Raw genomic sequence first — 19,274 nt, 5'->3', positions numbered from 1 at the left:
TCTTGGCAGAAGCGGAGCGTGTAGGACAGCCCCGCGCTAAGGCTCGAGCGTGACCGACATGGCAATGCGTTGCACCGCCCCCGGACCAAGCAGGAAAACGCCCGGCTTTGCGGTGAGTTCGCCGGTGAAGCCGACCGGATCGGCGATGCCGTGCCACGGTTCGATACAGACGAACCGGGCGTTAGGCTTGGTCCAGATGCCGAGCATCGGGGTGTCGGGGAAGTCGATTCGCAGGTTGGGGCCCCTTGCAGCGCCATAACGGAGGCTGTGCGAGCGGAGCTGATCCCAGATCAACGCGTCGTTGGTGAACAGATCATCGGCCAGCGCGAGCGTCCGCCCGACGAGGGGCGACGGCCGGACCGCCGGATCGAGAAGGCCGTCGGCGACCTGGCGGATCAATTCGGCCTCTTCCGCCGCAAACACGATGCGATGGTCTTCGCGCGCCTGACCGTAAGGGAGCGGCCAGGCGAAGGCGGGGTGGAAGCCGAAACTGGCGGGCAGCGTGCGATCGGTCTCGCGATTCTCGATTGCGATGCTGATGGCGAGCGTCGCGTCGTGGATTTCATAGGTCGCGCGCACGGCGAAGGCGCGGGGGTAGATTGCACGGGTTTCGGCGCTGTCTTCCAGCAGAAACACCGCCTTGCTTTCGCTCTGTTCGATCAGCGTGAAGGCGCTGCGGCGCGCGAAGCCGTGCTGCTTCATCGGATATTCCGCGCCGTCGAGCCGCAGCACATCGCCGTTCAGCCGCCCGACGATCGGGAACAGCAAGGGCGCATGGCCGGTCCAGAAGGCGGGATCGGCATCGGTCATCAACTCGCGACCGTCAGCGTCGCGCAGGTGGATCAGTTCCGCACCGAACGGGTCGATCGCCACGGAGATGTGGGAGGAGGTGATCGTGATGAGGTCGGGTTGGGGCATGCTATCCTCCTCCGATACAGTGGCCGCCTCCACCCCGGCGAACGCCGGGGCCCAGAAGCGGGCCGGTCATGGCGCGCGCTGCGCATCGTTACCAAAGCCTGTCCTGCTGGCCCCGGCCTTCGCCGGGGTGGAAGCTGGACGGAGAAACGGCCCGACGATCTCTTCCTCTCCGTTCGTGTCGAGCGAAGTCGAGACACCCCGCTCAGCGCTGGCTTCTCGACTTCGCTCGAAGCGAACGGGAGAGTGTGTTCAGCCCCGCAGACTCGCCCCCAGCTTTGCCGCCGCCGCGACGACCTTGTCCGCCACGGCCTTCAGATCCGCTTCGGTGAAGCTCTTGTCGCCCGGTTGCAGCGTTACCTCCACGCCGAGGCTCTTATGGCCGGGCTCGACGCCGGTGCCGACGAAGACATCGAACAGCCGCGCCGCGACGATGCTGGCCTTGTCGGCGCCCTTGACCGCACGCACCAGCGCATCGGCGGCAAGCGCCTCCGGCACCAGGAAGGCGAAATCGCGGCGGACCGCCTGCAGCGCGGGTGGCGCATAAGCCGCGCGCGCGAAGCCGGTGGTGCGCTTGGCCGGGAGCGCGTCGAGATAGAGCTCGACCGCCGCAACCGGGCCATCGAGATCGAACGCGCGCGTCGTCAGCGGGTGGACCATGCCGAACGCCGCGAGCACCGTCTTCGGCCCGAGCCGGAGCGTACCCGATTGACCGGGGTGCCAGGCGTCACCCGCCTCCCCCATCACCTGAAGGTTCTCGACCGGCGCGCCTGCCGCCGCGAGCAAGGCCAGCGCCTCGGCCTTGGCATCGAAGGCGGTGAAAGCGGTTGCCTTGCCGTCCTGCCAGCCGCGTGGGCGGTTTTCGCCCGCCAGCACGACGCCGAGCGTGGGACGTTCGCCCTCGGCCAGATAGCGGCGGCCGAGTTCGAACAGGCGCACGCCGGGGGCACCGCGCTTCATGTTGCGCTCGGCCGCGGCGAACAGGCCGGGGAGGAGCGAGGGGCGCATGACCTTCAATTCCTCACTGATCGGGTTGGCGAGGCTCCAGGCACCGCCGCCGATCGCCGCGGCTTGCGCGTCGGACAGGAAGCTCCAGGTCAGTGCTTCGTTCAACCCGCGCGCGGCGGCGGCGCGGCGGACGCGGCTTTCCAGCGCTTGCGCGGGTGTCGCGGTCGGCTTCGCCACGCCGGGGGTACGGGGGAGCGGGGTCGCAGGGACCGAATCAATCCCGACGATGCGGATGATTTCCTCGACCAGATCGGCCGGACCATCGACATCGCGGCGCGCGGGCGGCGGCAGGACGGTCCAGTCGGCCTCGACCTCGAAACCGAGCGCGGCGAGGATCTCGCGCTGACGCTCCTCCGCAACGGCGAGGCCGCCTAGGCGTTCGGCGAGCGTCGGATCGTAGGCGATGCGCTTGCGCGTTACGGGTGGCGTGCCCGCGTGGGTCGGTTCGCTTGGCGTTCCGCCACACAGATCGAGCACGAGGCGCGTCGCGATCTGGAGTCCCTCGGCCAGGAACGCCGGATCGACGCCGCGTTCGAAGCGCGAGCGGGCGTCCGAGGTGAGCAGCAGCTTTTGCCCGGTCCGCGCGATGCCTTCGGGATCGAAATAGGCGCATTCGATGATCACGTCGGTCGTCTCCGCCGACACGCCCGAATCCTCGCCGCCCATGATGCCGCCGATGTCGTGGACATGGTCGGCATCGGCGATGACGGTCATCGATTCGGAGAGCGTGTAGGTCTTGCCGTTGATCGCCACGACCTGCTCGCCGTCCTTCGACTTGCGCGCGACGAGGCCACCGCTCAATTTGGCGCGATCATAGACGTGCAGCGGGCGGCCGAGATCGAACATCACGTAATTGGTGATGTCGACCAGGGTCGAGATCGGGCGCTGGCCGATCGCGGTCAGGCGGCGGCGCATCCATTCGGGCGCTTCGCCATTGGTGAGGCCGGAGACGCTGGTGGCGAAGAAGGCCGGGCAGCCGTCCGTGTCTTCGGTGCGGACATCGGGGCCGGGGCCGGTGCCTTCGACGGCAGCGTAGGTAAGCGGCTTGGCGGTGCCGAGGCCCGCCGCGACGAGATCGAGCGCGATGCCGCGCGCGCCGAAGCAATCGGGCCGGTTGGGGAGCACGTTAATGTCGATCACCGGATCGTTGAGGCCCGCATAATCGGGGAAGGCCGTGCCGACCGGCGCGTCAGCGGGCAGCTCGATGATGCCGTCATGATCGTCGCCGAGTTCGAGCTCGCGGCTGGAACACATCATGCCGTTCGATTCTACGCCGCGAATCGCCGCGACCTTCAGCACCATGCCGTTCGACGGCACGACCGCGCCCGACGGACCGAACACGCCGACCATCCCTGCACGGGCGTTGGGCGCGCCGCAGACGACCTGGAGCGGACCGTCGCCGGCATCGACCGAGAGGACCTGCAACTTGTCCGCCTGCGGGTGCGGGGCGGCGCTGAGCACGCGCGCGATCTTGAACGCGGCGAGGCGTTCGCCGGGGTTTTCGACGCCTTCGACCTCCAGGCCGATGCGGGTGAGCGTCTCGACGATGGTGTCGAGCGTCGCGTCGGTTTCGATATGCTCTTTGAGCCAGCCGAGCGTGGTCTTCATGCGCCAACTCCCTGGCTCAAAGTGGGCACATCGAGCGCGGAGAAGCCGTAATGCTTCAGCCAGCGCGCATCGCCTTCGAAGAAGGGGCGCAGATCGTCCATGCCATATTTGAGCATCGCGAGCCGATCGACCCCGACGCCGAAGGCGAAGCCCTGCCATTCCTTGGGATCGAGCCCGCACGCCTCGATGACGCGCGGGTGGACCATGCCGGAGCCGAGCAATTCCATCCACCCTTCGGAACCGCCAAGCGTGCGGCGGCCCTTTTCCATCGTCCAGCCGACATCGACCTCGGCCGAGGGTTCGGTGAAGGGGAAGTAGCTGGGACGCAGCCGCAGCACGATGTCGTCACGCTCGAAAAAGGCCTTGAGGAAGGTCTCAAGCGTCCATTTGAGATGGCCGAGCGTGATGCCCTTATCGATCACCAGCCCCTCGATCTGATGGAACATCGGCGTGTGCGTCGCGTCCCAGTCGGAGCGATAGACCCGGCCCGGCGCGATGATGCGGATCGGGGGTTCCTGGCCCATCATCGTGCGGATTTGCACGGGACTGGTGTGGGTGCGCAGGACCTTGGCCTCCGCGCCCTCACCGGCTTGCAGATAGAAGGTGTCGTGCATCGCGCGCGCGGGGTGGCTTTCCGGCATGTTGAGCGCGGTGAAATTGTGCCACTGATCCTCGATCTCGGGACCGGTCGCGACCGCGAAGCCGAGATCGGCGAAGATTTCCGCGAGTTCGTCCATCACCTGGCTGACCGGGTGGACCGAGCCTTGCGGCGTGGCGGGCGCGGGGAGCGTCATGTCGAGCGTTTCGCTGGCGAGGCGCGCGTCGAGCTCGGCGCGGTCGAGCGCGGCCTTGCGCGTCGCAATGGCGGTGGTGACCGCCTCGCGCAGGCCCTGGATGCGCGGGCCCTGCACTTGACGATCCTCGGGCGACATGCCGCCGAGCGTCTTGAGGAGCGCGGTGACGCTGCCTTGCTTGCCGAGCGCCGCCACGCGCACCGCCTCCAGCGCGTCGAGGCTCGACGCCGAATCGATCGCGGCGAGCAGGTCGGTTTTCATCTGGTCGAGGTCGGTCATCGCATTCCCGTTCGTTGTGCCGTGCCCGATAACGAAAAGGGCGCGGATGGCCTAGACCATCCGCGCCCCGATTTCGGTCGCTCGCAAGCTCGCCGTTAGGCGGCCTGGGGCAGAGCCGCCTTTGCCTGCGCGATGATGGCGCTAAACGCGGCACCTTCGTGCATCGCGATGTCGGCCAGGACCTTGCGGTCGAGCTGGACACCGGCGAGCTTCAGGCCGTGCATGAACACGCCGTAGGTCAGACCCTCGGCGCGAACAGCGGCGTTGATGCGCTGAATCCACAAAGCGCGGAAGTTGCGCTTGCGAACCTTGCGGTCGCGATAGGCATATTGCCCGGCCTTTTCGACGGCCTGGCGGGCGACGCGAATCGTGTTCTTGCGACGGCCATAATAGCCCTTCGCCTGATTGAGGATCCGCTTGTGCTTTGCGTGGGTGGTTACACCCCGTTTTACGCGTGCCATTTAATCAGTCCTCCAGGTTCAGCTCAGACCGTAAGGCGCCCACGCCTTAACAGCGGCCGTGTCGGCCTTGGACAGCACCTTGGTGCGGCGATTCTGGCGGATGTACTTGGCGTTGTGGCTCATCAGCCGGTGGCGCTTGCCAGCGACGCCGTGCTTCAGCAGACCGCTTGCGGTGAGCTTGAAGCGCTTCTTGACGCCGCTCTTCGTCTTGAGTTTGGGCATTTTCGTCCTTTCGTTTTCGCGGGCGATTATGAACGGCCTCGGCAGCCCATACCGGCCGGGCAGTTCCTCTTTACTCGCGTGAGAAGCGCGCCGCTTAAGCGAGAGTCGCCGGGAATGCAACCATGCAGAGGAACGCTTGCCCGGCCCGACGGTTGAGCGCGGATGGAGAGCACCGCCGAGGGTATGCCAGCGGACCCCCCGCCCCCTGCCCGCAAGCCGTTGTCGCGGCCGTGGCGGATCGCCCGCAACGTCGTGATCGGCGTGGTGCTGGCGCTGTTTCTTGCCTGGCTGGTGCTCTACATCACCAAGGGCCGCTTCCTGAAAGGCACGTTCGAGCGCATCGCCAGCGCGCAGACTGAGCGCCGGGTGAGCGTGGCGGGCGATTTCCAGCTCTATTTCGATCCGATCACGATTCACTTCCGCGCCGAAGGCTTACGCGTTTCCAACCCCGCCTGGACGTCCAAGCCCGACCTCTATGCCGCGAAAGCGATCGATGCGCGCATTGCGCCGTTGTCGCTGCTGTTCGGCAAGCGGCATTTCCATACGCTCGATCTGGCCGACAGCACGATCGACCTCGAATGGAACCGGGCGCACACGCAGAATAGCTGGACCTTCGGCAGCAAGACCAAGGGCAAGCCGCTCGACCTGCCGCGAATCGATCTCGCGACGGTCAAGGGAACGGCGTTGCGCTATGTCGATCCGCGGATGCGGCTGCGCACCGACCTGACATTCGCCTCGGTCACGTCGAGCGATGCGAGGATCGGCGATGCGGTGCGCTTCAGCGGCAGCGGCCATATTCGCGATACGCCCTTCACGCTGCGCGGTGCCCTGCTCTCCCCCAACGCCACCGTGGCGCGCGGGCGGAACAAGCTCGTCCTGGCCGCCGATGCCGCCAACGACCATATCGATCTGACCGGCACGCTGCCGAGTCTCGCCGAGATCGAGGATGTGCCGCTGCAGGTCAGCGCACGCGGGCGCAATCTGGCGGATTTGCTGGGGATCATCGGCGTCGCGATCCCGATGACGCGCGATTACCGCGTGGCGGCGCAGTTGGTGAAATCGGACACGACCTACGATTTCACCAAACTGACCGGTCGATTCGGCAATAGCGATCTGGCGGGCGGGTTCACGGTCAAGGTGATCGAGCCGCGGCTGCACATCGCGGCCAAGCTGACGACGCGCAGCTTGGACATCGTCGATGCCGCCCCGTTCATCGGGTACAATCCCGATGTCGTCGCGACAAAGGGGGCAGTCGCCGCCGCCGCCGCGACCGGTGCCGGGCCAGCGCGAATCCTGCCCGATGCGGCGCTGCCGATCGACGCGCTCAAGAATTTCGACGCCGATCTGCGCTACACGATCGGCGTAGTGAAATCGCGCAACGTGCCGATCTCCGATGTCGATCTGACGCTGTCGCTGAAGGACCGGCTGCTCAAACTCTCGCCGCTCACCTTCGCGATGGCACGCGGGCGGGTGACGAGCGATATCGCGTTCAACGCGCGCACGCGTCCGACACAGGCACGCTACGACATACGCCTCTCGCCGACGCCGATGGCGCGGCTGCTGGCCGGATATGGCGTCGACGAGGCCGGCACGAGTGGCGTGATCAAGGGGCGCCTGCAATTGCAGGGCGTCGGCGACACGCTGCACGATTCGCTCGCCACGGCGCGCGGGCGGATCGCTCTGGTGATCCCCAAGGGCACGTTCTGGACGCGCAACGTGCAATTGGCCGAACTCGACATCGGCACCTTCGCCCAGAAGATGTTTCAGGGGCGCCTGAAGGAGCCGGTGCGGATCAATTGCGGGCTGATCGGATTCAGCGTGCGGAACGGCGTGGCGGCGGCGGACCCGATCCTGATCGACACCGAGAAAAGCGTGATCGTCGGGCGCGGCGGCTTCAGCTTCAAGAATGAGGCGCTCGATCTGGCGTTTCGTGCCGATGGCAAGCGAATCAGCATCTTCTCCGGGCAATCCCCGGTCGGGCTTAACGGAAGCTTCGCCAAGCCCGGGATCGACGTCATCAGCCCGCAATTGATCGAGCGCGCCGGTCTGGGACTGGGGCTTGCCGTGTTCGCGACGCCCGTTGCGGGCGTGCTGGCGTTCGTCGATGTCGGCGATGCGAAATCGGCGGCGTGCGGCCCGGTGCTGGCGGCGCAGCCTGCGACCGCGCAACGCACGACCAAGGGCGCGCCGCGCGACGATGTCGGGCGCGGGACGACGGCCAAGGCGGAGGACGGCAACAAGACGTCGAGCGAGCGCAAGGGGCAGCGGAAGAAGTTCCTGGGGATTTTCTGAGATGGCGCAGTGGGGGGCTCCCCTGCCCCGTTGCGCGCAAACCCCGAAAGCACGCTTTGCGATAGCGCGCGTTACGCGGTAACGCTTGACCGCAATGGACATCTACCTGCCCATCGCCAATCTGTCGGTCAACGCGCTCGTCATCGTGTTGCTGGGGGGTGGCGTCGGGTTGCTGTCGGGGATGTTCGGCGTGGGCGGCGGGTTCCTGACCACGCCGCTGCTGATCGTGTACGGCATCCCCCCGACCGTCGCCGCCGCATCCGCCGCGAGCCAGGTGACCGGCGCGAGCGTGTCCGGCGTGTTCGCGCATGTCCGGCGCAAGGGCGTCGATTTCAAGATGGGCGGCGTGCTGGTTGCAGGCGGGCTGATCGGTTCGGTGTTCGGCGGTTGGGTGTTCCGGTTGCTACAGGCGAGCGGGCAGATCGATACCGTCATCGCCGTCGTCTATGTCCTGCTGCTCGGGTCGATCGGCTGGATGATGGCGAACGAATCGCTCGGCGAAATCCGGCGGCAGCGCAGCGGCGAGCCGCCCAAACCGCGCAAGCGTCGGCACCACCCGCTGGTCGCTTCGCTGCCCTTGCGCACGCGTTTCTATCGATCGGGCCTGTACATCTCGCCGCTCGCGCCCTTGCTGCTCGGCTTCGGGGTGGGGATTTTGACGATCCTGCTCGGCGTCGGTGGCGGGTTCATCCTGGTGCCCGCGATGCTGTACCTGCTCGGCATGACGACGCAGGTGGTGGTGGGCACGTCGCTGTTCCAGACGCTGTTCGTCACCGCGATGGCGACGATGGTTCATGCCACCACGACCAAGGCGGTCGATATCGTGCTGGCAGCGCTGCTGCTGCTCGGATCGGTCGCGGGGGCGCAGGTCGGCGCGCGGCTGGCGAGCAAGGCCAAGCCGGAATATCTGCGGCTCGCACTTGCGGTGATCGTGCTGCTGGTCGCGGCGCGAATCGCGCTTGGCCTAGGGTGGCGGCCCGATGAGATCTATTCGGTCGAGCTCTCGACGTGACGTGGCGCTGGCTGCCACTGCTGCTGGCGCCGCTCTTGATGGCGCAATCGGCGTCCAAGCCGGTGCTCGTCCCCGACGTGTCGCAGCGCGACATCGAGATCCAGTACAGTTTCACCGGCGCGAATTTGCTGCTGTTCGGCGCGATCCTCTATCCGCAGGGGCGCTTGCCCGATGACGACAAGCCGACCGACATCGTGGTCGTCGTCAAAGGTCCGACGCAATCGATCCTGGTGCGCGAAAAGGAGAAATTGGGCGGGCTGGTCTGGGTCAATTCGAGCCGCTTGCGCTATCGCTCCGCCCCCAGTTTCTATGCGATCGCCTCGTCCAAGCCGATCGCGAAGATGCTCGATGCCCGCACCCGCGCGATTTATGAGCTGGGCGTATCGAGCCTGCAACTTTCCCCGGCGTCGAGTGCGCCGCTGACCGAGCAGGATCGCTTTGCGCGCGGGCTGGTCGATCTCAAGGCGCGGTCGGGTCTCTATGTCGAATCGCCGGGCGCGGTCGAGATTACCGATGGCGTGCTGTACCGCGCGCGCGTGCAGATTCCGGCGCGGGTGCCGGTCGGGCGCTTTACCGCCGAGACTTTCCTGATTCGCGACGGCCGCGTGCTGGCGGCGGCGACGCGCGATATCGAAATTCGCAAGTCGGGCTTCGAACGCTTCGTCGCGCGCTCGGCCGATCGCCACTCGATCCTTTACGGCTTGGTGGCGGTGGCGCTGTCGGTGCTGTTCGGCTGGGCGGCGGGGCAGATCGCGCGGCGCTTCTGACGCCACGCCGCGACGCCATTGCCCCGGGATGATGCCGGATTCGGCGGGATACGCAATCTTTACGGGTGCTGCGCCATACCCGCCGCCTGACACAGGCGGGGGAATGCCGAGAATGACCGAAATGCAGGGTGCCCAGGCTTTTTCCCATGCTGCCCCGCTGGCAGCCACGCCCTGCATTGGCATGGTCTTCGAGATCGGCGGATCGAGCAGCATGGTCATGCTCGACCCCGCTGTGCTCGACACGATGATGACCGACCCCGACCCGATCGTGGCGAGCGCCGGATCGGTCGGCAGCCAGATCAAGATGCGCGTCGGCGGCACCTGGCTGATCGCCAACATTCGCGCGCTGAAAATGGTCGACGGGCATGACGACCGGATCGCCGCCTATGTCGATTTCCTGGGCGAGGGCGACGAGGAGAAGCTGACCGGCAAGCTCTATAAATTCCGTCGCGGTGTGACGCGCTATCCGACGCCGGGTTGCGCGGTCTATCCGGTCTCGACCGCCGATCTGAAGCAGATCTACGCCGCCGACGACCGCGCCAATATCGAGATCGGCACGGTTTATCCGACCAAGGACATTCGCGCGGCGCTGTACGTCGATGCGATGCTCGGCAAGCATTTCGCGCTGCTAGGATCGACCGGCACCGGTAAATCGACCAGCGCGGCGCTGATCCTGCACCGCATTTGCGAGCTCAGCCCGCAAGGGCATGTCGTGATGATCGACCCGCACGGCGAATATGCCGCGGCGTTCAAGGGCAATGGCGCGATCTACGACGTCGGCAATCTGCAAATGCCGTATTGGCTGATGAATTTCGAGGAGCATTGCGAGGTGTTCGTCACCTCCTCGGGCTCCGAAAAGCAGATCGATGCCGATATCTTGGCCAAGTGCCTGCTGATGGCGCGCGGCAAGAGCCGGATGGGGCAGGAGATCAGCAAGCTGACGGTCGACGCGCCGATCCCCTATCTGCTGAGCGACCTGACCAATCTGATCCAGCTCGAAATGGGCAAGATGGACCGCGCGGGCGACACCGCGCCGTACCTGCGGCTGAAGACCAAGATCGAGGAGATCAAGGCCGATCCGCGCTACAGCTTCATGTTCTCAGGCATGCTGGTCGCCGACACGATGGCGGCGTTCCTCGAGCGCATTTTCCGCCTGCCCGGCGACGGCAAGCCGATTTCGATCATCGACGTGTCGGGTGTGCCGAGCGAAATCACCTCGGTCGTGGTCGCGGTGCTCAGCCGAATGGTGTTCGATTTCGCGATCTGGTCGCGCGGCGAGCCGCAGCGTCCGATCCTGCTCGTCTGCGAGGAAGCGCATCGCTACATTCCGGCGGGCGACGGCGGCGCGTCGAGCGTCGGGCGAATCCTCAGCCGGATCGCCAAGGAAGGGCGCAAATATGGCGTCTCGCTCGGCCTGATCACGCAGCGTCCGTCCGACCTGGCGGAAGGCGTGCTGTCGCAGTGCGGCACGATCATCGCGATGCGCCTCAACAACGATCGCGACCAGGCGTTCGTCCGCGCGGCAATGCCGGAGGGCGCGCGCGGCTTCCTCGATGCGATCCCCGCCTTGCGCAACCGCGAGTGCATCATCTGCGGCGAAGGCGTCGCGATCCCGGTCCGCGTGTCGTTCGATCCGCTGGCCGAGGACAAGCGCCCGGCCTCGGACGATCCGATCTTCTCGCAATTGTGGCGCGAGACCGGCGGCGAAAGCGACATCATCGCGCGCACGCTGAAGCGGTGGCGCGCGCAGGGGCGGTAAGGGCGAGGCAGCGATTTAGCCAACCGGCTAAATCGCGACCAGCCGAGCCCCGGCCGGCGTCGCACGGCGACGACCGACGGCGCGGCTTCGCCGCGACGCGTTCACCATAGCGTGGGTCTTTACGCCCCCGGCTTGACCGCCAGCAGCGTGGCGACCTTCGCCTTGAATGCGCGCAATTGCTCGCCCGAGAGCGTCGCGATGCTGGAGAAGGAGAAGCCGCGCGGATTGACCGCAAGGCCGTTCCGAATCACTTCCCAGTGGAGGTGCGGGCCGGTCGACAGGCCGCTATTGCCCGAATAGCCGATGATCTCGCCGCGCGCGACGCGCTGGCCGGACCGCGTGGCGAAGCGGCTGAGATGGCCGTAGCAGGTCACGATATTGCCGCCGTGCGCCATCTTGATGAAATTGCCATAGCCGCCGCTGCGCCCGGCATAGATGATCGTGCCGTCGGCGGGGGCATGGATCGGCGTGCCCCACGGCGTGCCGATATCGATGCCCTTGTGCATCCGCGAGAAGCCGAGAAGCGGGTGGAAGCGCATCCCGAACGAGGAGGTCACGCGCGCCATCGACACCGGCATGGTGAAGGTGCCCTGGCGTTCGGCCTGGCCGCTCGCCTCATACCAAGTGCCGTCATTCCACTGCACCAACTGCGTCTTCTTCTGGCCGTGATCGAGCCCGGCGAAGAGCAGGTTGCCGATCTGCGTCTCACCCGTGGCGGCGCGCTGGCGGTCGATCACGAAATCGTAGCGGTCGCCCGCGCCGATCTGGCTGATGGCGAATTTGCTGTTGATCGCGCGGATATAGGTTTCGACGACCTTGGCCGGGATGCCTGCGGCGCGGGCCGAGCGGTACAGGCTGCTGCCGACGAGCCCCTGGATGCGGAGCGGCGTATTGTCGATCGCGATCACCTGGCGGCTGAGTACCAACCCCTCGCCGACGCGCTTCAGCGTCAGTTCGAGATCGAAGCGCGCGCGGACCGACAGCGTCTCGAGCGGGCGGGCGACGGTCTTGTTGGGGCGACGGCCGAGCGTCATCGGGAGTTGCTTGCCGGGCGTCAGGTCGCTGAGCGGCACCGCGCCCGCGATCAAGGCGACCGCATCCTGCGCATCGCGCGTCGAAAGCCCGGCGCGCTGCAACACGCCGCTGAGGCTGTCGCCATGCCCGATCGTGGCGGTGCGTTCCTCGAACGGACGCTCGGGCGCTTCGGTGAGCGGCACGACGAGATCGTTCGAGGCCATGTGATGCCCGGTATCCGCCCCCCAGGCGAGCGGCGCGATCGTCTGCGCTCGCGCATCGTCACGCGCGGTGCCGGTGAGCGGCGCCGGCACCGCGGCGAGGATCGGATTGTCGAGCGGGGGCGCGAAAGCATAAGCGGTCGCGCACAAAGCAGCGCAGGTGGCGGCACCACGCCACCAATCGAGCGAGCCGATGCGCGATCCGAGATCGGGCACCCAATCGATCCGCATCGCGGCGGCGCGCAGCTTGTCGAGTGTGCTGAGTTCGGCGACCGGAACGATCGCGCGGCCGAACGAAATGGCAGCGGTGCCACCCGTTTGTCCGAAGCCATGATCGTCACGCAAGAACAAGGCGATTGTGCCCCCGAATAACCCGAAACCGCTGCCCGTTCCGCCCCGCAGCGTGAGGCCAATCGACTGTGGCCACCAAAGCCTAAAGTCAAATTAACCGCGACCTCGCAATCCTGCCATTACGGCGAAGCGTTGCGATGCTGCGGCGAGGTGATGGAACCCGCCGGAAGCGCCGTAATTACACAGGGTTAATGCGATTCATCAGCTCGTATTTTCCCTTACCGGTTGCGCAAGCGCGCCGGGCACGCGATGTTCGCTTTCGACATGAGCCGCCACGACGAACAGACGGTCACTGCGGTCCTCGGGCCGACCAACACCGGCAAGACGCATCTGGCGGTGGAGCGGATGTGCGGCCATTCGAGCGGGATGATCGGCTTTCCGCTGCGGCTGCTCGCCCGCGAAGTCTATGACCGCGTGGTCAAGATCAAGGGCGCGAACCGGGTCGCGCTGATCACCGGCGAGGAAAAGATCGTGCCGCGCGATGCACGCTGGTTCCTGTGCACCGCCGAATCGATGCCGCTCGACAAGGAGCTCGCCTTCGTCGCGGTCGATGAAGCGCAATTGGGCGCAGACCCGGAGCGCGGCCACGTCTTCACCGACCGAATCTTACGCGCACGCGGGCGCGAAGAAACGATGTTGCTCGGGTCTGAAGCGCTGCGCCCGGTGCTCAAGGCACTGGTGCCCGGCGTGGAGATCATCAACCGCCCGCGGTTTTCCACGCTCACCTATGCCGGGGCGAAGAAGATCAGCCGCCTGCCCAAGCGCTCGGCGATCGTCGCCTTCAGTGCCGAGGAAGTCTATGCCGTGGCCGAGATGCTGCGGCGCTTGCGCGGCGGTGCGGCGGTGGTGATGGGCGCGCTGTCCCCGCGTACGCGCAACGCCCAGGTTGCGATGTTCCAGGCGGGCGAAGTCGATTATCTGGTCGCCACCGATGCGATCGGCATGGGGCTCAATATGGACGTGGCGCATGTCGCCTTTGCCAGCCTCAACAAGTTCGACGGCCGTCGCCAGCGCCGCCTGACCGTCGCCGAAATGGCGCAGATCGCCGGCCGCGCCGGGCGGCATCAGCGCGACGGCACCTTCGGCGCTTTGGTCGAGGAAGGGCCGGGCGCCTTCACGCCGGAGGAGGTGCTCAACATCGAGGAGCACCGCTTCCCGCCGCTCGAACAGCTCTACTGGCGGCAGGGCGAGCCCGATTACAGCAGCGTCGCCGCGCTGGTCGAAAGCCTTGAGGCGCGCCCGGCGCACCGCATGTTGTGGGCGGCGCCACAAGCGGTCGATCTTGCCGTGTTGAAGCGCATGGCAGCTGAGGATTGGGTGCGCGATCGCGCCCGCTCCCCGGCGATGGTCGCGCGGCTGTGGGCGGCGTGCGGGCTGCCCGATTTCCGCAAGGTCGGCGTCGATCCGCATACGCGCTTCGTCGAGCGGGTGTTCCGCTATTTGAGCGAAGGCAAGGGCCATATCCCGCACGACTGGTTCGCTGCGGAAATTGCCCGGCTCGATACGGTGGCGGGCGATGTCGAGACGCTTGCCGGGCGAATCGCGGCGGCGCGGAGCTGGGCGTACATCGCCAATCGCGCCGATTGGCTGGCCGACCCGGCGCATTGGGCGGCACGTGCCAGCGCGGTCGAGGAGCGGCTGTCCGACGCGCTCCACGCCAGCCTGACCCAGCGTTTCGTCGACAAGCGCACAACGTTGTTGATGCGGCAGATCGGCGCGGACCCGCGCGCGCTGCCGGTAGTGATCGGCCCGGAAGGGGACGTGCTGGTCGAGGATCATGCGATCGGGCGGCTCGACGGGTTTCGCTTCATCGTCGCAGGCGATGCGCGCGCGGCGGACAAGCGGCTGTTGCTCGCGGCGGCCGAGCGGCGACTGGGTGACGAACGCGCGCGGCGCGGGGTAGCGCTGGCCGAAGCGGGCGACGCCGATCTCGCGCTGGCGGCCGAGCCGGGCGGGGTGCCGACGCTGCTGTGGAAGGACCTCGCGGTCGCGACGCTCGGGCCAGGGCCGAGCCTGATGCGCCCGCGCGTGCTGCTCGACCGCGCGCTCGACTGCCTGAGCGTCGAGTTGCGCGCGCGAATCGAGACGCGGTTGCGCGACTGGCTGGCGGCGCAGCTCAAGCGTGCGTTGCCGGGGCTGGTCGTGCTCGATTCGGTCCAGCGCGATCCCGCCGCCCTGCCCGCATCGCGCGCGATTGCAGCGGCCCTGGTCGCGCAAGGGGGGCTGGTCGGGCGATCTGAGATTGCGGTGGCGGTTGATGGGCTCGATCCAGTGGCGCGCAAAGCCTTTCGCGGCGCGGGCGTGACGATCGGTGCGCTCGACCTGTTCGACCCGCGCGTCTTGAAACCGGGGCCTGCGTGGTGGCGGCGCGCCTTGCTGGCGGCGCGGACGGGCGGCGTGGTGACGGCTGGCGCGCAGGCGAGCGCGACGGTGCTGGAGCGCGGTGCGCCCGGGGCGACGCTCGCGCATGGCTATCGCCCGGTCGGCGGGCAGGCGATGCGGGTCGATCTGATCGAGCGGATCGCCCGCGCGGCACATGATGCGCGGGGGTCGAGTGGTCGCAAGCCGTTCGTGCTCGATCCTGCGCTGGCGCTGTCGATGGGGCTGACGCGGCCGACGCTGGAGCGGCTGATGTCGGGCTTCGGCTTCCGCCCTGCCGCGAGTCCCGACGAAACGCCGCGCTGGACATGGCGCGGGCGGCCACCGGCCCCGGTCGCGCCGCCGCCCAAGGACAATGCCTTTGCCGCGCTGGCGGCGCTGACGGCACCGCTTGGCCTCTAGCGCGGGCGATACGATCCGGCTCGACCGGTTCCTGTGCTTCGCGCGGATCGTCAAGACGCGCGGGCAAGCCCAGGCAATGGCGGAAAGCGGGCATGTGCGGGTGGACGGGCGCGCGGTGAACAAGGCGGCGACACCGGTGCGGATCGGCTGTGTGATCGCGTTTGCGACGCCCGGTGGGCTGGTCCGCGCGTTGCGAATCGTTGCGCTGCCGGTGCGGCGCGGCCCCAGCGAGGAGGCGCGGGCCTGTTACCACGACCTCATCGAAAATGCGCGGACACCCGCGCCAAGCGTTGACGCCGCCAGCGCTCGCGCATAGCAGCATCCGGTTCGTTGCTCCGGGAGTGTTTCAATGACCTACGTCGTCACCGACGCGTGCATCAAGTGCAAGTACATGGACTGCGTCGAGGTGTGCCCGGTCGACTGCTTCTATGAAGGCGAGAACATGCTGGTGATCAATCCCAGCGAGTGCATCGATTGCGGCGTGTGCGAGCCGGAATGCCCGGCCGAGGCGATTCTGCCCGATACCGAATCCGGGCTGGAGCAGTGGCTGGAGCTCAACACGACCTTCTCCGCACAATGGCCCAATGTGACGCGCAACGCCAACCAGACCCCGCCCGATGCCGACGCGTTCAAGGGCGTCGAGGGCAAGTACGACAAGTATTTCTCGCCAGAGCCCGGCAAGGGGGACTGAGCGACGCAGGCGCGGCCACGCCCGCGCCGGTGCGGCAACGCCGCAGCGTCGCTCGCGGACGGCGGGTCGGCCCGAGCCGAACCCGGCCGACGGCTTTGCCGACGGCCCGCTACCTCCAAAAAATCCCGTTTCGGGCCACAACCCAGCAACACTCCAGACGCATTTCAGCGTTAACGCCGCGCATTGGCCGCTGTTAGGCTGGTAATTTTATTACGACTGTGTTAAACAGGCTCGGACGGAGGCGCATCGCGTGCGCCTTTCGATCACGGAGACGTACACAACCCACACCCTCGCGCGCGCCGATGCAGCCTTGCTGCCGCTGGTGCGTTGCTCCCGGTATATCCGGTCCACAGAAAGGTCTTACGGAATGGCTGCCAAGGCGCTGTCCTTCGACGTCGGCGATTATGTCGTTTACCCCAAGCACGGCGTTGGCCGTGTGATCGAACTGCAAAAGCAGGAAATCGCCGGGATGCAACTCGAGCTTTATGTTCTGCGGTTCGAAAAAGAGCGCATGACGCTGCGCGTGCCCACCAACAAGGCCGAGAGCGTCGGGATGCGCAAGCTTTCCAGCGACAAGACGCTGCGCGAGGCGCTCGAAACGCTGACCGGCAAGCCGCGCGTGAAGCGCACGATGTGGTCGCGCCGCGCCCAGGAATATGAAGCGAAGATCAATTCGGGCGACCTGGTGTCGATCGCCGAAGTGGTCCGCGACCTGTTCCGTGCCGACGACCAGCCCGAGCAGAGCTATTCCGAGCGGCAGATCTTCGAAGGCGCAACCAGCCGCCTCGCACGCGAACTCGCCGCGATGGAGCAGGTCGACGAGCCGACCGCGCAGGAAAAGATCCTCGAGATCCTGCGCAAGGCCGCGGCGATCCACAACAAGGACAAGGCAGCCGCCTGATCGGGCAGATGCTTTAGCAATTTGAGGAGGGGCGGCTGGCGACAGTCGCCCCTTTTCGTTGTGGCGGGATCGCACCGCGCGTGCGACGATTACCGCATGGCAGACCCCGTCGAAACCGATCCCGAGGCCGCCCGCGGATTTCGTGCCTTTCTGAAGACGCTGGGGCCTGGCCTCATCACCGGTGCGGCGGATGACGACCCGAGCGGCATTGGCACGCACAGCCAGGTCGGCGCGGCGTTCGGCTATGGTCTGGCCTGGACGTTCGTGCTCAGCTTCCCGCTGATGGTCGCGATCCAGCAGATTGCCGCCGAGATCGGCCGGGTCACGGGGGCCGGCATCGCACGCAATTTGCGGCGACATTATCCGCGGCCGATCCTGTGGGCGATGGTTTCGCTGTTGCTGGTAGCGAACGTCATCAATCTGGGCGCGGATCTGAGCGCGATGGGCGCGGCGCTGGTGCTGCTGATCGGCGGCAATGGGGCACTTTATACCCTGTTGTTCGGCATCCTGTGCATCGTACTGGAAGTGGGCCTTAGCTACGCCCGCTATGCGGCGATCCTGAAATGGACGACGCTGTCGCTGTTCACCTATTTCGCGGTGGTGATGGTGGCGCATGTCCCCTGGGGACACGCGCTGCGCTCGCTCGTCGTGCCGGAACTGCAGTTCAACCTGGCCTATGCCACCGCGTTCGTCGCGATTCTGGGGACGACGATCAGCCCCTATCTCTTCTTCTGGCAGGCCGGGCAGGAGATCGAGGAGCAACACCGCCACCACGCCAAGCCGCTGTGCCTGACCGCGAAGAGCGCGGGGCCGGAACTCAAGCGCATCCGCATCGACACGCTGACCGGCATGGCGTTCAGCACGCTGATTTCGCTGGCGATCGTGTTCGCGACGGCCGCGACGCTGCACGCCAGCGGCGTGCGCGACATCACGACATCGTCGCAGGCGGCGGAAGCGTTGCGCCCGATCGCCGGACACTTCGCCTTCGTGATGTTCGCGGCAGGCGTGATCGGCACGGGCTTGCTGGCGGTGCCGGTGCTGGCCGGATCGGCGGCCTATGCGGTGACCGAAATGGTCGGCGTGGCCGGCAGCCTGGATGCAAAACCGCTGTCGGCACGGCTGTTCTACGGCACGATCGCAGCGACAACGCTGGCCGGTGCTGCGCTGGAGGGCGTGGGCATCGATCCGGCGCGCGCACTGTATTGGGCGGCGGTGGTCAATGGCGTGCTGGCCGGGCCATTGATGGTGGTGATGATGCTGATCGTGCGCAATCCGCGCGCGATGGGACGGCTGACGGTGTCGCGCGGGCAGCTCGTCTTCGGCTGGGCGGCGACCGCCGTGATGATCGCGGCCTCGGCACTGTTCCTGTGGTTCATCGCGCAGGGGGTCGCCTAGCGCAAGCCAAAGGCGCTTGCACCAAACACCATTTGGTGTATTGTAACAGCAACACACAGGAGGTCCGCATGAACGCATTGCCGCTTCTCATTCTCGTGCCGCTGGCGGCATGTTCAGCGGGGGCCGATACGTCGGGGCCGGGCGTGCCCGGATCGGGCAGCGGCACGACGCGGACCTATGCGGTGAGCGATTTCTCGGCCCTGGCGCTGCGCGGATCGGACGATGTCGATGTCCGCGTCGGCACCGGATTTTCGGTCCGCGCCGAGGGGCCGAGCAAGGAGCTCGACAAGGTGAAGATCGAGCGCGTCGGCGATACGCTGCGGATCGGGCGCCACAACCGCAATGGATTCAGCTGGGGCAGCAGCGACAACATCAAGGTCTATGTCACCATGCCGCGCATCGTCGGCGCGACGGTCGCCGGATCGGGTAACATGACGGTCGACCGAGTCGAGGGGCAGCGCTTCACGATCGATGCCGCTGGTTCCGGCAACCTGACCGTGGCGATGCTGGCGGTGCGCGAGGCGAAAGTGTCGATCGCAGGGTCGGGCGACATCACGCTGAAGGGCAGCGCGGACCGGCTAAGTGTCGACGTCGCCGGGTCGGGCGACGTGAATGCGGCAAACGTGAAGGCGGCAGGTGCTGCCGTCAACGTGCTCGGATCGGGCAGCGTCCGCGCCGAGGTGAACGGCCAGGCCAGCGTATCGATGATGGGATCGGGCGACGTCGACCTGGGCAAGGGTGCGACATGTTCGATCAGCAAGATGGGATCGGGCGAGGTGAAATGCGGCAAGTGACGCTTGCCT

The 19,274-nt window shown here is 66.7% G+C and carries 16 protein-coding genes; 10 read left to right on the top strand and 6 right to left on the bottom strand.

The genetic code is table 11. From position 1 onward, the window contains the following. Nucleotides 1-36: 36 nt before the first annotated feature. The 5 genes from AB5I39_RS08950 to rpmI all read right to left on the bottom strand — a co-directional run bounded on the left by AB5I39_RS08950 (nucleotide 37) and on the right by rpmI (nucleotide 5,287). Nucleotides 37-918 carry an aldose 1-epimerase family protein gene (locus tag AB5I39_RS08950; RefSeq protein ID WP_404373871.1) on the bottom strand — a complete coding sequence of 294 codons (882 nt, stop codon included), beginning with the start codon at nucleotides 916-918 and terminating at the stop codon, nucleotides 37-39. A gap of 249 nt (nucleotides 919-1,167) precedes the next feature. Continuing rightward, nucleotides 1,168-3,531: a phenylalanine--tRNA ligase subunit beta gene (gene pheT / locus AB5I39_RS08945; RefSeq protein WP_404373869.1), complete on the bottom strand. Its 2,364-nt coding sequence runs from the start codon at nucleotides 3,529-3,531 to the stop codon at nucleotides 1,168-1,170. Then, on the bottom strand, nucleotides 3,528-4,604 hold the full coding sequence (gene pheS, locus AB5I39_RS08940; RefSeq protein ID WP_404373867.1) for a phenylalanine--tRNA ligase subunit alpha: 1,077 nt from the start codon (nucleotides 4,602-4,604) through the stop codon (nucleotides 3,528-3,530). Before pheS ends, pheT begins: the two co-directional genes overlap by 4 nt. Before the next feature lie 95 nt (nucleotides 4,605-4,699). Then, the gene (rplT, locus tag AB5I39_RS08935; RefSeq protein WP_404373865.1) at nucleotides 4,700-5,065 is read right to left on the bottom strand and encodes a 50S ribosomal protein L20; all 366 of its coding nucleotides are present in this window, start codon (nucleotides 5,063-5,065) and stop codon (nucleotides 4,700-4,702) included. Nucleotides 5,066-5,083: 18 nt separating this feature from the next. Beyond that, a complete protein-coding gene (rpmI, locus tag AB5I39_RS08930; protein WP_404373863.1) occupies nucleotides 5,084-5,287 on the bottom strand; it encodes a 50S ribosomal protein L35 in 204 nt (67 codons plus the stop codon). A 183-nt stretch (nucleotides 5,288-5,470) separates the two neighbouring features. On the opposite strand from rpmI, the gene AB5I39_RS08925 reads away from it, so the two are divergent. From AB5I39_RS08925 to AB5I39_RS08910, 4 genes are all read left to right on the top strand, one after another. Beyond that, nucleotides 5,471-7,579 (top strand): AsmA family protein, encoded by a 2,109-nt coding sequence (locus AB5I39_RS08925; RefSeq protein ID WP_404373861.1) that lies wholly within the window; start codon nucleotides 5,471-5,473, stop codon nucleotides 7,577-7,579. Between the two features lie 94 nt (nucleotides 7,580-7,673). Then, nucleotides 7,674-8,591 (top strand): sulfite exporter TauE/SafE family protein, encoded by a 918-nt coding sequence (locus tag AB5I39_RS08920; protein WP_404373859.1) that lies wholly within the window; start codon nucleotides 7,674-7,676, stop codon nucleotides 8,589-8,591. A gap of 38 nt (nucleotides 8,592-8,629) precedes the next feature. Then, nucleotides 8,630-9,358 carry a TIGR02186 family protein gene (locus AB5I39_RS08915; RefSeq protein ID WP_404374086.1) on the top strand — a complete coding sequence of 243 codons (729 nt, stop codon included), beginning with the start codon at nucleotides 8,630-8,632 and terminating at the stop codon, nucleotides 9,356-9,358. 112 nt (nucleotides 9,359-9,470) lie between these two features. Further along, nucleotides 9,471-11,117: an ATP-binding protein gene (locus AB5I39_RS08910; protein WP_404373857.1), complete on the top strand. Its 1,647-nt coding sequence runs from the start codon at nucleotides 9,471-9,473 to the stop codon at nucleotides 11,115-11,117. A gap of 119 nt (nucleotides 11,118-11,236) precedes the next feature. On the opposite strand, the gene AB5I39_RS08905 is transcribed toward AB5I39_RS08910, so the two are convergent. Next, a complete protein-coding gene (locus AB5I39_RS08905) occupies nucleotides 11,237-12,703 on the bottom strand; it encodes a peptidoglycan DD-metalloendopeptidase family protein (RefSeq protein ID WP_404373855.1) in 1,467 nt (488 codons plus the stop codon). 264 nt (nucleotides 12,704-12,967) lie between these two features. Here AB5I39_RS08905 and AB5I39_RS08900 point away from each other — a divergent pair, with 264 nt between their 5' ends. From AB5I39_RS08900 to AB5I39_RS08875, 6 genes are all read left to right on the top strand, one after another. After that, complete coding sequence (locus tag AB5I39_RS08900) at nucleotides 12,968-15,484, top strand: helicase-related protein (protein ID WP_404374084.1); 2,517 nt, start codon at nucleotides 12,968-12,970, stop codon at nucleotides 15,482-15,484. Then, the gene (locus AB5I39_RS08895) at nucleotides 15,474-15,800 is read left to right on the top strand and encodes an RNA-binding S4 domain-containing protein (protein WP_404373853.1); all 327 of its coding nucleotides are present in this window, start codon (nucleotides 15,474-15,476) and stop codon (nucleotides 15,798-15,800) included. Before AB5I39_RS08900 ends, AB5I39_RS08895 begins: the two co-directional genes overlap by 11 nt. A 33-nt stretch (nucleotides 15,801-15,833) precedes the next feature. After that, nucleotides 15,834-16,175 (top strand): ferredoxin FdxA, encoded by a 342-nt coding sequence (gene fdxA, locus AB5I39_RS08890; protein ID WP_404373851.1) that lies wholly within the window; start codon nucleotides 15,834-15,836, stop codon nucleotides 16,173-16,175. Between the two features lie 367 nt (nucleotides 16,176-16,542). Further along, nucleotides 16,543-17,076, top strand: a complete 534-nt coding sequence (locus AB5I39_RS08885) for a CarD family transcriptional regulator (RefSeq protein ID WP_404373849.1) — start codon at nucleotides 16,543-16,545, stop codon at nucleotides 17,074-17,076. 96 nt (nucleotides 17,077-17,172) lie between these two features. Next, the gene (locus tag AB5I39_RS08880) at nucleotides 17,173-18,471 is read left to right on the top strand and encodes an NRAMP family divalent metal transporter (RefSeq protein WP_404373847.1); all 1,299 of its coding nucleotides are present in this window, start codon (nucleotides 17,173-17,175) and stop codon (nucleotides 18,469-18,471) included. Nucleotides 18,472-18,539: 68 nt separating this feature from the next. Continuing rightward, entirely contained in the window at nucleotides 18,540-19,265 is a 726-nt protein-coding gene (locus tag AB5I39_RS08875) for a head GIN domain-containing protein (RefSeq protein WP_404373846.1), read from the top strand. The last annotated feature ends 9 nt before the right edge of the window (nucleotides 19,266-19,274 follow it).

Source organism: Sphingomonas sp. MMS24-J45, from assembly GCF_044881195.1.
Classification (GTDB): domain Bacteria; phylum Pseudomonadota; class Alphaproteobacteria; order Sphingomonadales; family Sphingomonadaceae; genus Sphingomonas.
The sequence above is the reverse complement of the archived record's forward strand: the minus strand, read 5'-3'. Positions and strand labels throughout refer to the sequence as shown.

Excerpts from the sequence above, each read along its gene's own strand:
- AB5I39_RS08885 (WP_404373849.1), top strand. The coding sequence starts at position 16,543 with ATGGCTGCCAAGGCGCTGTCCTTCGACGTCGGCGATTATGTCGTTTAC.
- rpmI (WP_404373863.1), bottom strand. The coding sequence starts at position 5,287 with ATGCCCAAACTCAAGACGAAGAGCGGCGTCAAGAAGCGCTTCAAGCTC.
- AB5I39_RS08875 (WP_404373846.1), top strand. The coding sequence starts at position 18,540 with ATGAACGCATTGCCGCTTCTCATTCTCGTGCCGCTGGCGGCATGTTCA.
- rplT (WP_404373865.1), bottom strand. The coding sequence starts at position 5,065 with ATGGCACGCGTAAAACGGGGTGTAACCACCCACGCAAAGCACAAGCGG.
- AB5I39_RS08900 (WP_404374084.1), top strand. The coding sequence starts at position 12,968 with ATGAGCCGCCACGACGAACAGACGGTCACTGCGGTCCTCGGGCCGACC.
- pheT (WP_404373869.1), bottom strand. The coding sequence starts at position 3,531 with ATGAAGACCACGCTCGGCTGGCTCAAAGAGCATATCGAAACCGACGCG.
- fdxA (WP_404373851.1), top strand. The coding sequence starts at position 15,834 with ATGACCTACGTCGTCACCGACGCGTGCATCAAGTGCAAGTACATGGAC.
- AB5I39_RS08925 (WP_404373861.1), top strand. The coding sequence starts at position 5,471 with ATGCCAGCGGACCCCCCGCCCCCTGCCCGCAAGCCGTTGTCGCGGCCG.
- AB5I39_RS08915 (WP_404374086.1), top strand. The coding sequence starts at position 8,630 with ATGGCGCAATCGGCGTCCAAGCCGGTGCTCGTCCCCGACGTGTCGCAG.
- AB5I39_RS08880 (WP_404373847.1), top strand. The coding sequence starts at position 17,173 with ATGGCAGACCCCGTCGAAACCGATCCCGAGGCCGCCCGCGGATTTCGT.
- AB5I39_RS08910 (WP_404373857.1), top strand. The coding sequence starts at position 9,471 with ATGACCGAAATGCAGGGTGCCCAGGCTTTTTCCCATGCTGCCCCGCTG.
- AB5I39_RS08950 (WP_404373871.1), bottom strand. The coding sequence starts at position 918 with ATGCCCCAACCCGACCTCATCACGATCACCTCCTCCCACATCTCCGTG.
- AB5I39_RS08920 (WP_404373859.1), top strand. The coding sequence starts at position 7,674 with ATGGACATCTACCTGCCCATCGCCAATCTGTCGGTCAACGCGCTCGTC.
- pheS (WP_404373867.1), bottom strand. The coding sequence starts at position 4,604 with ATGACCGACCTCGACCAGATGAAAACCGACCTGCTCGCCGCGATCGAT.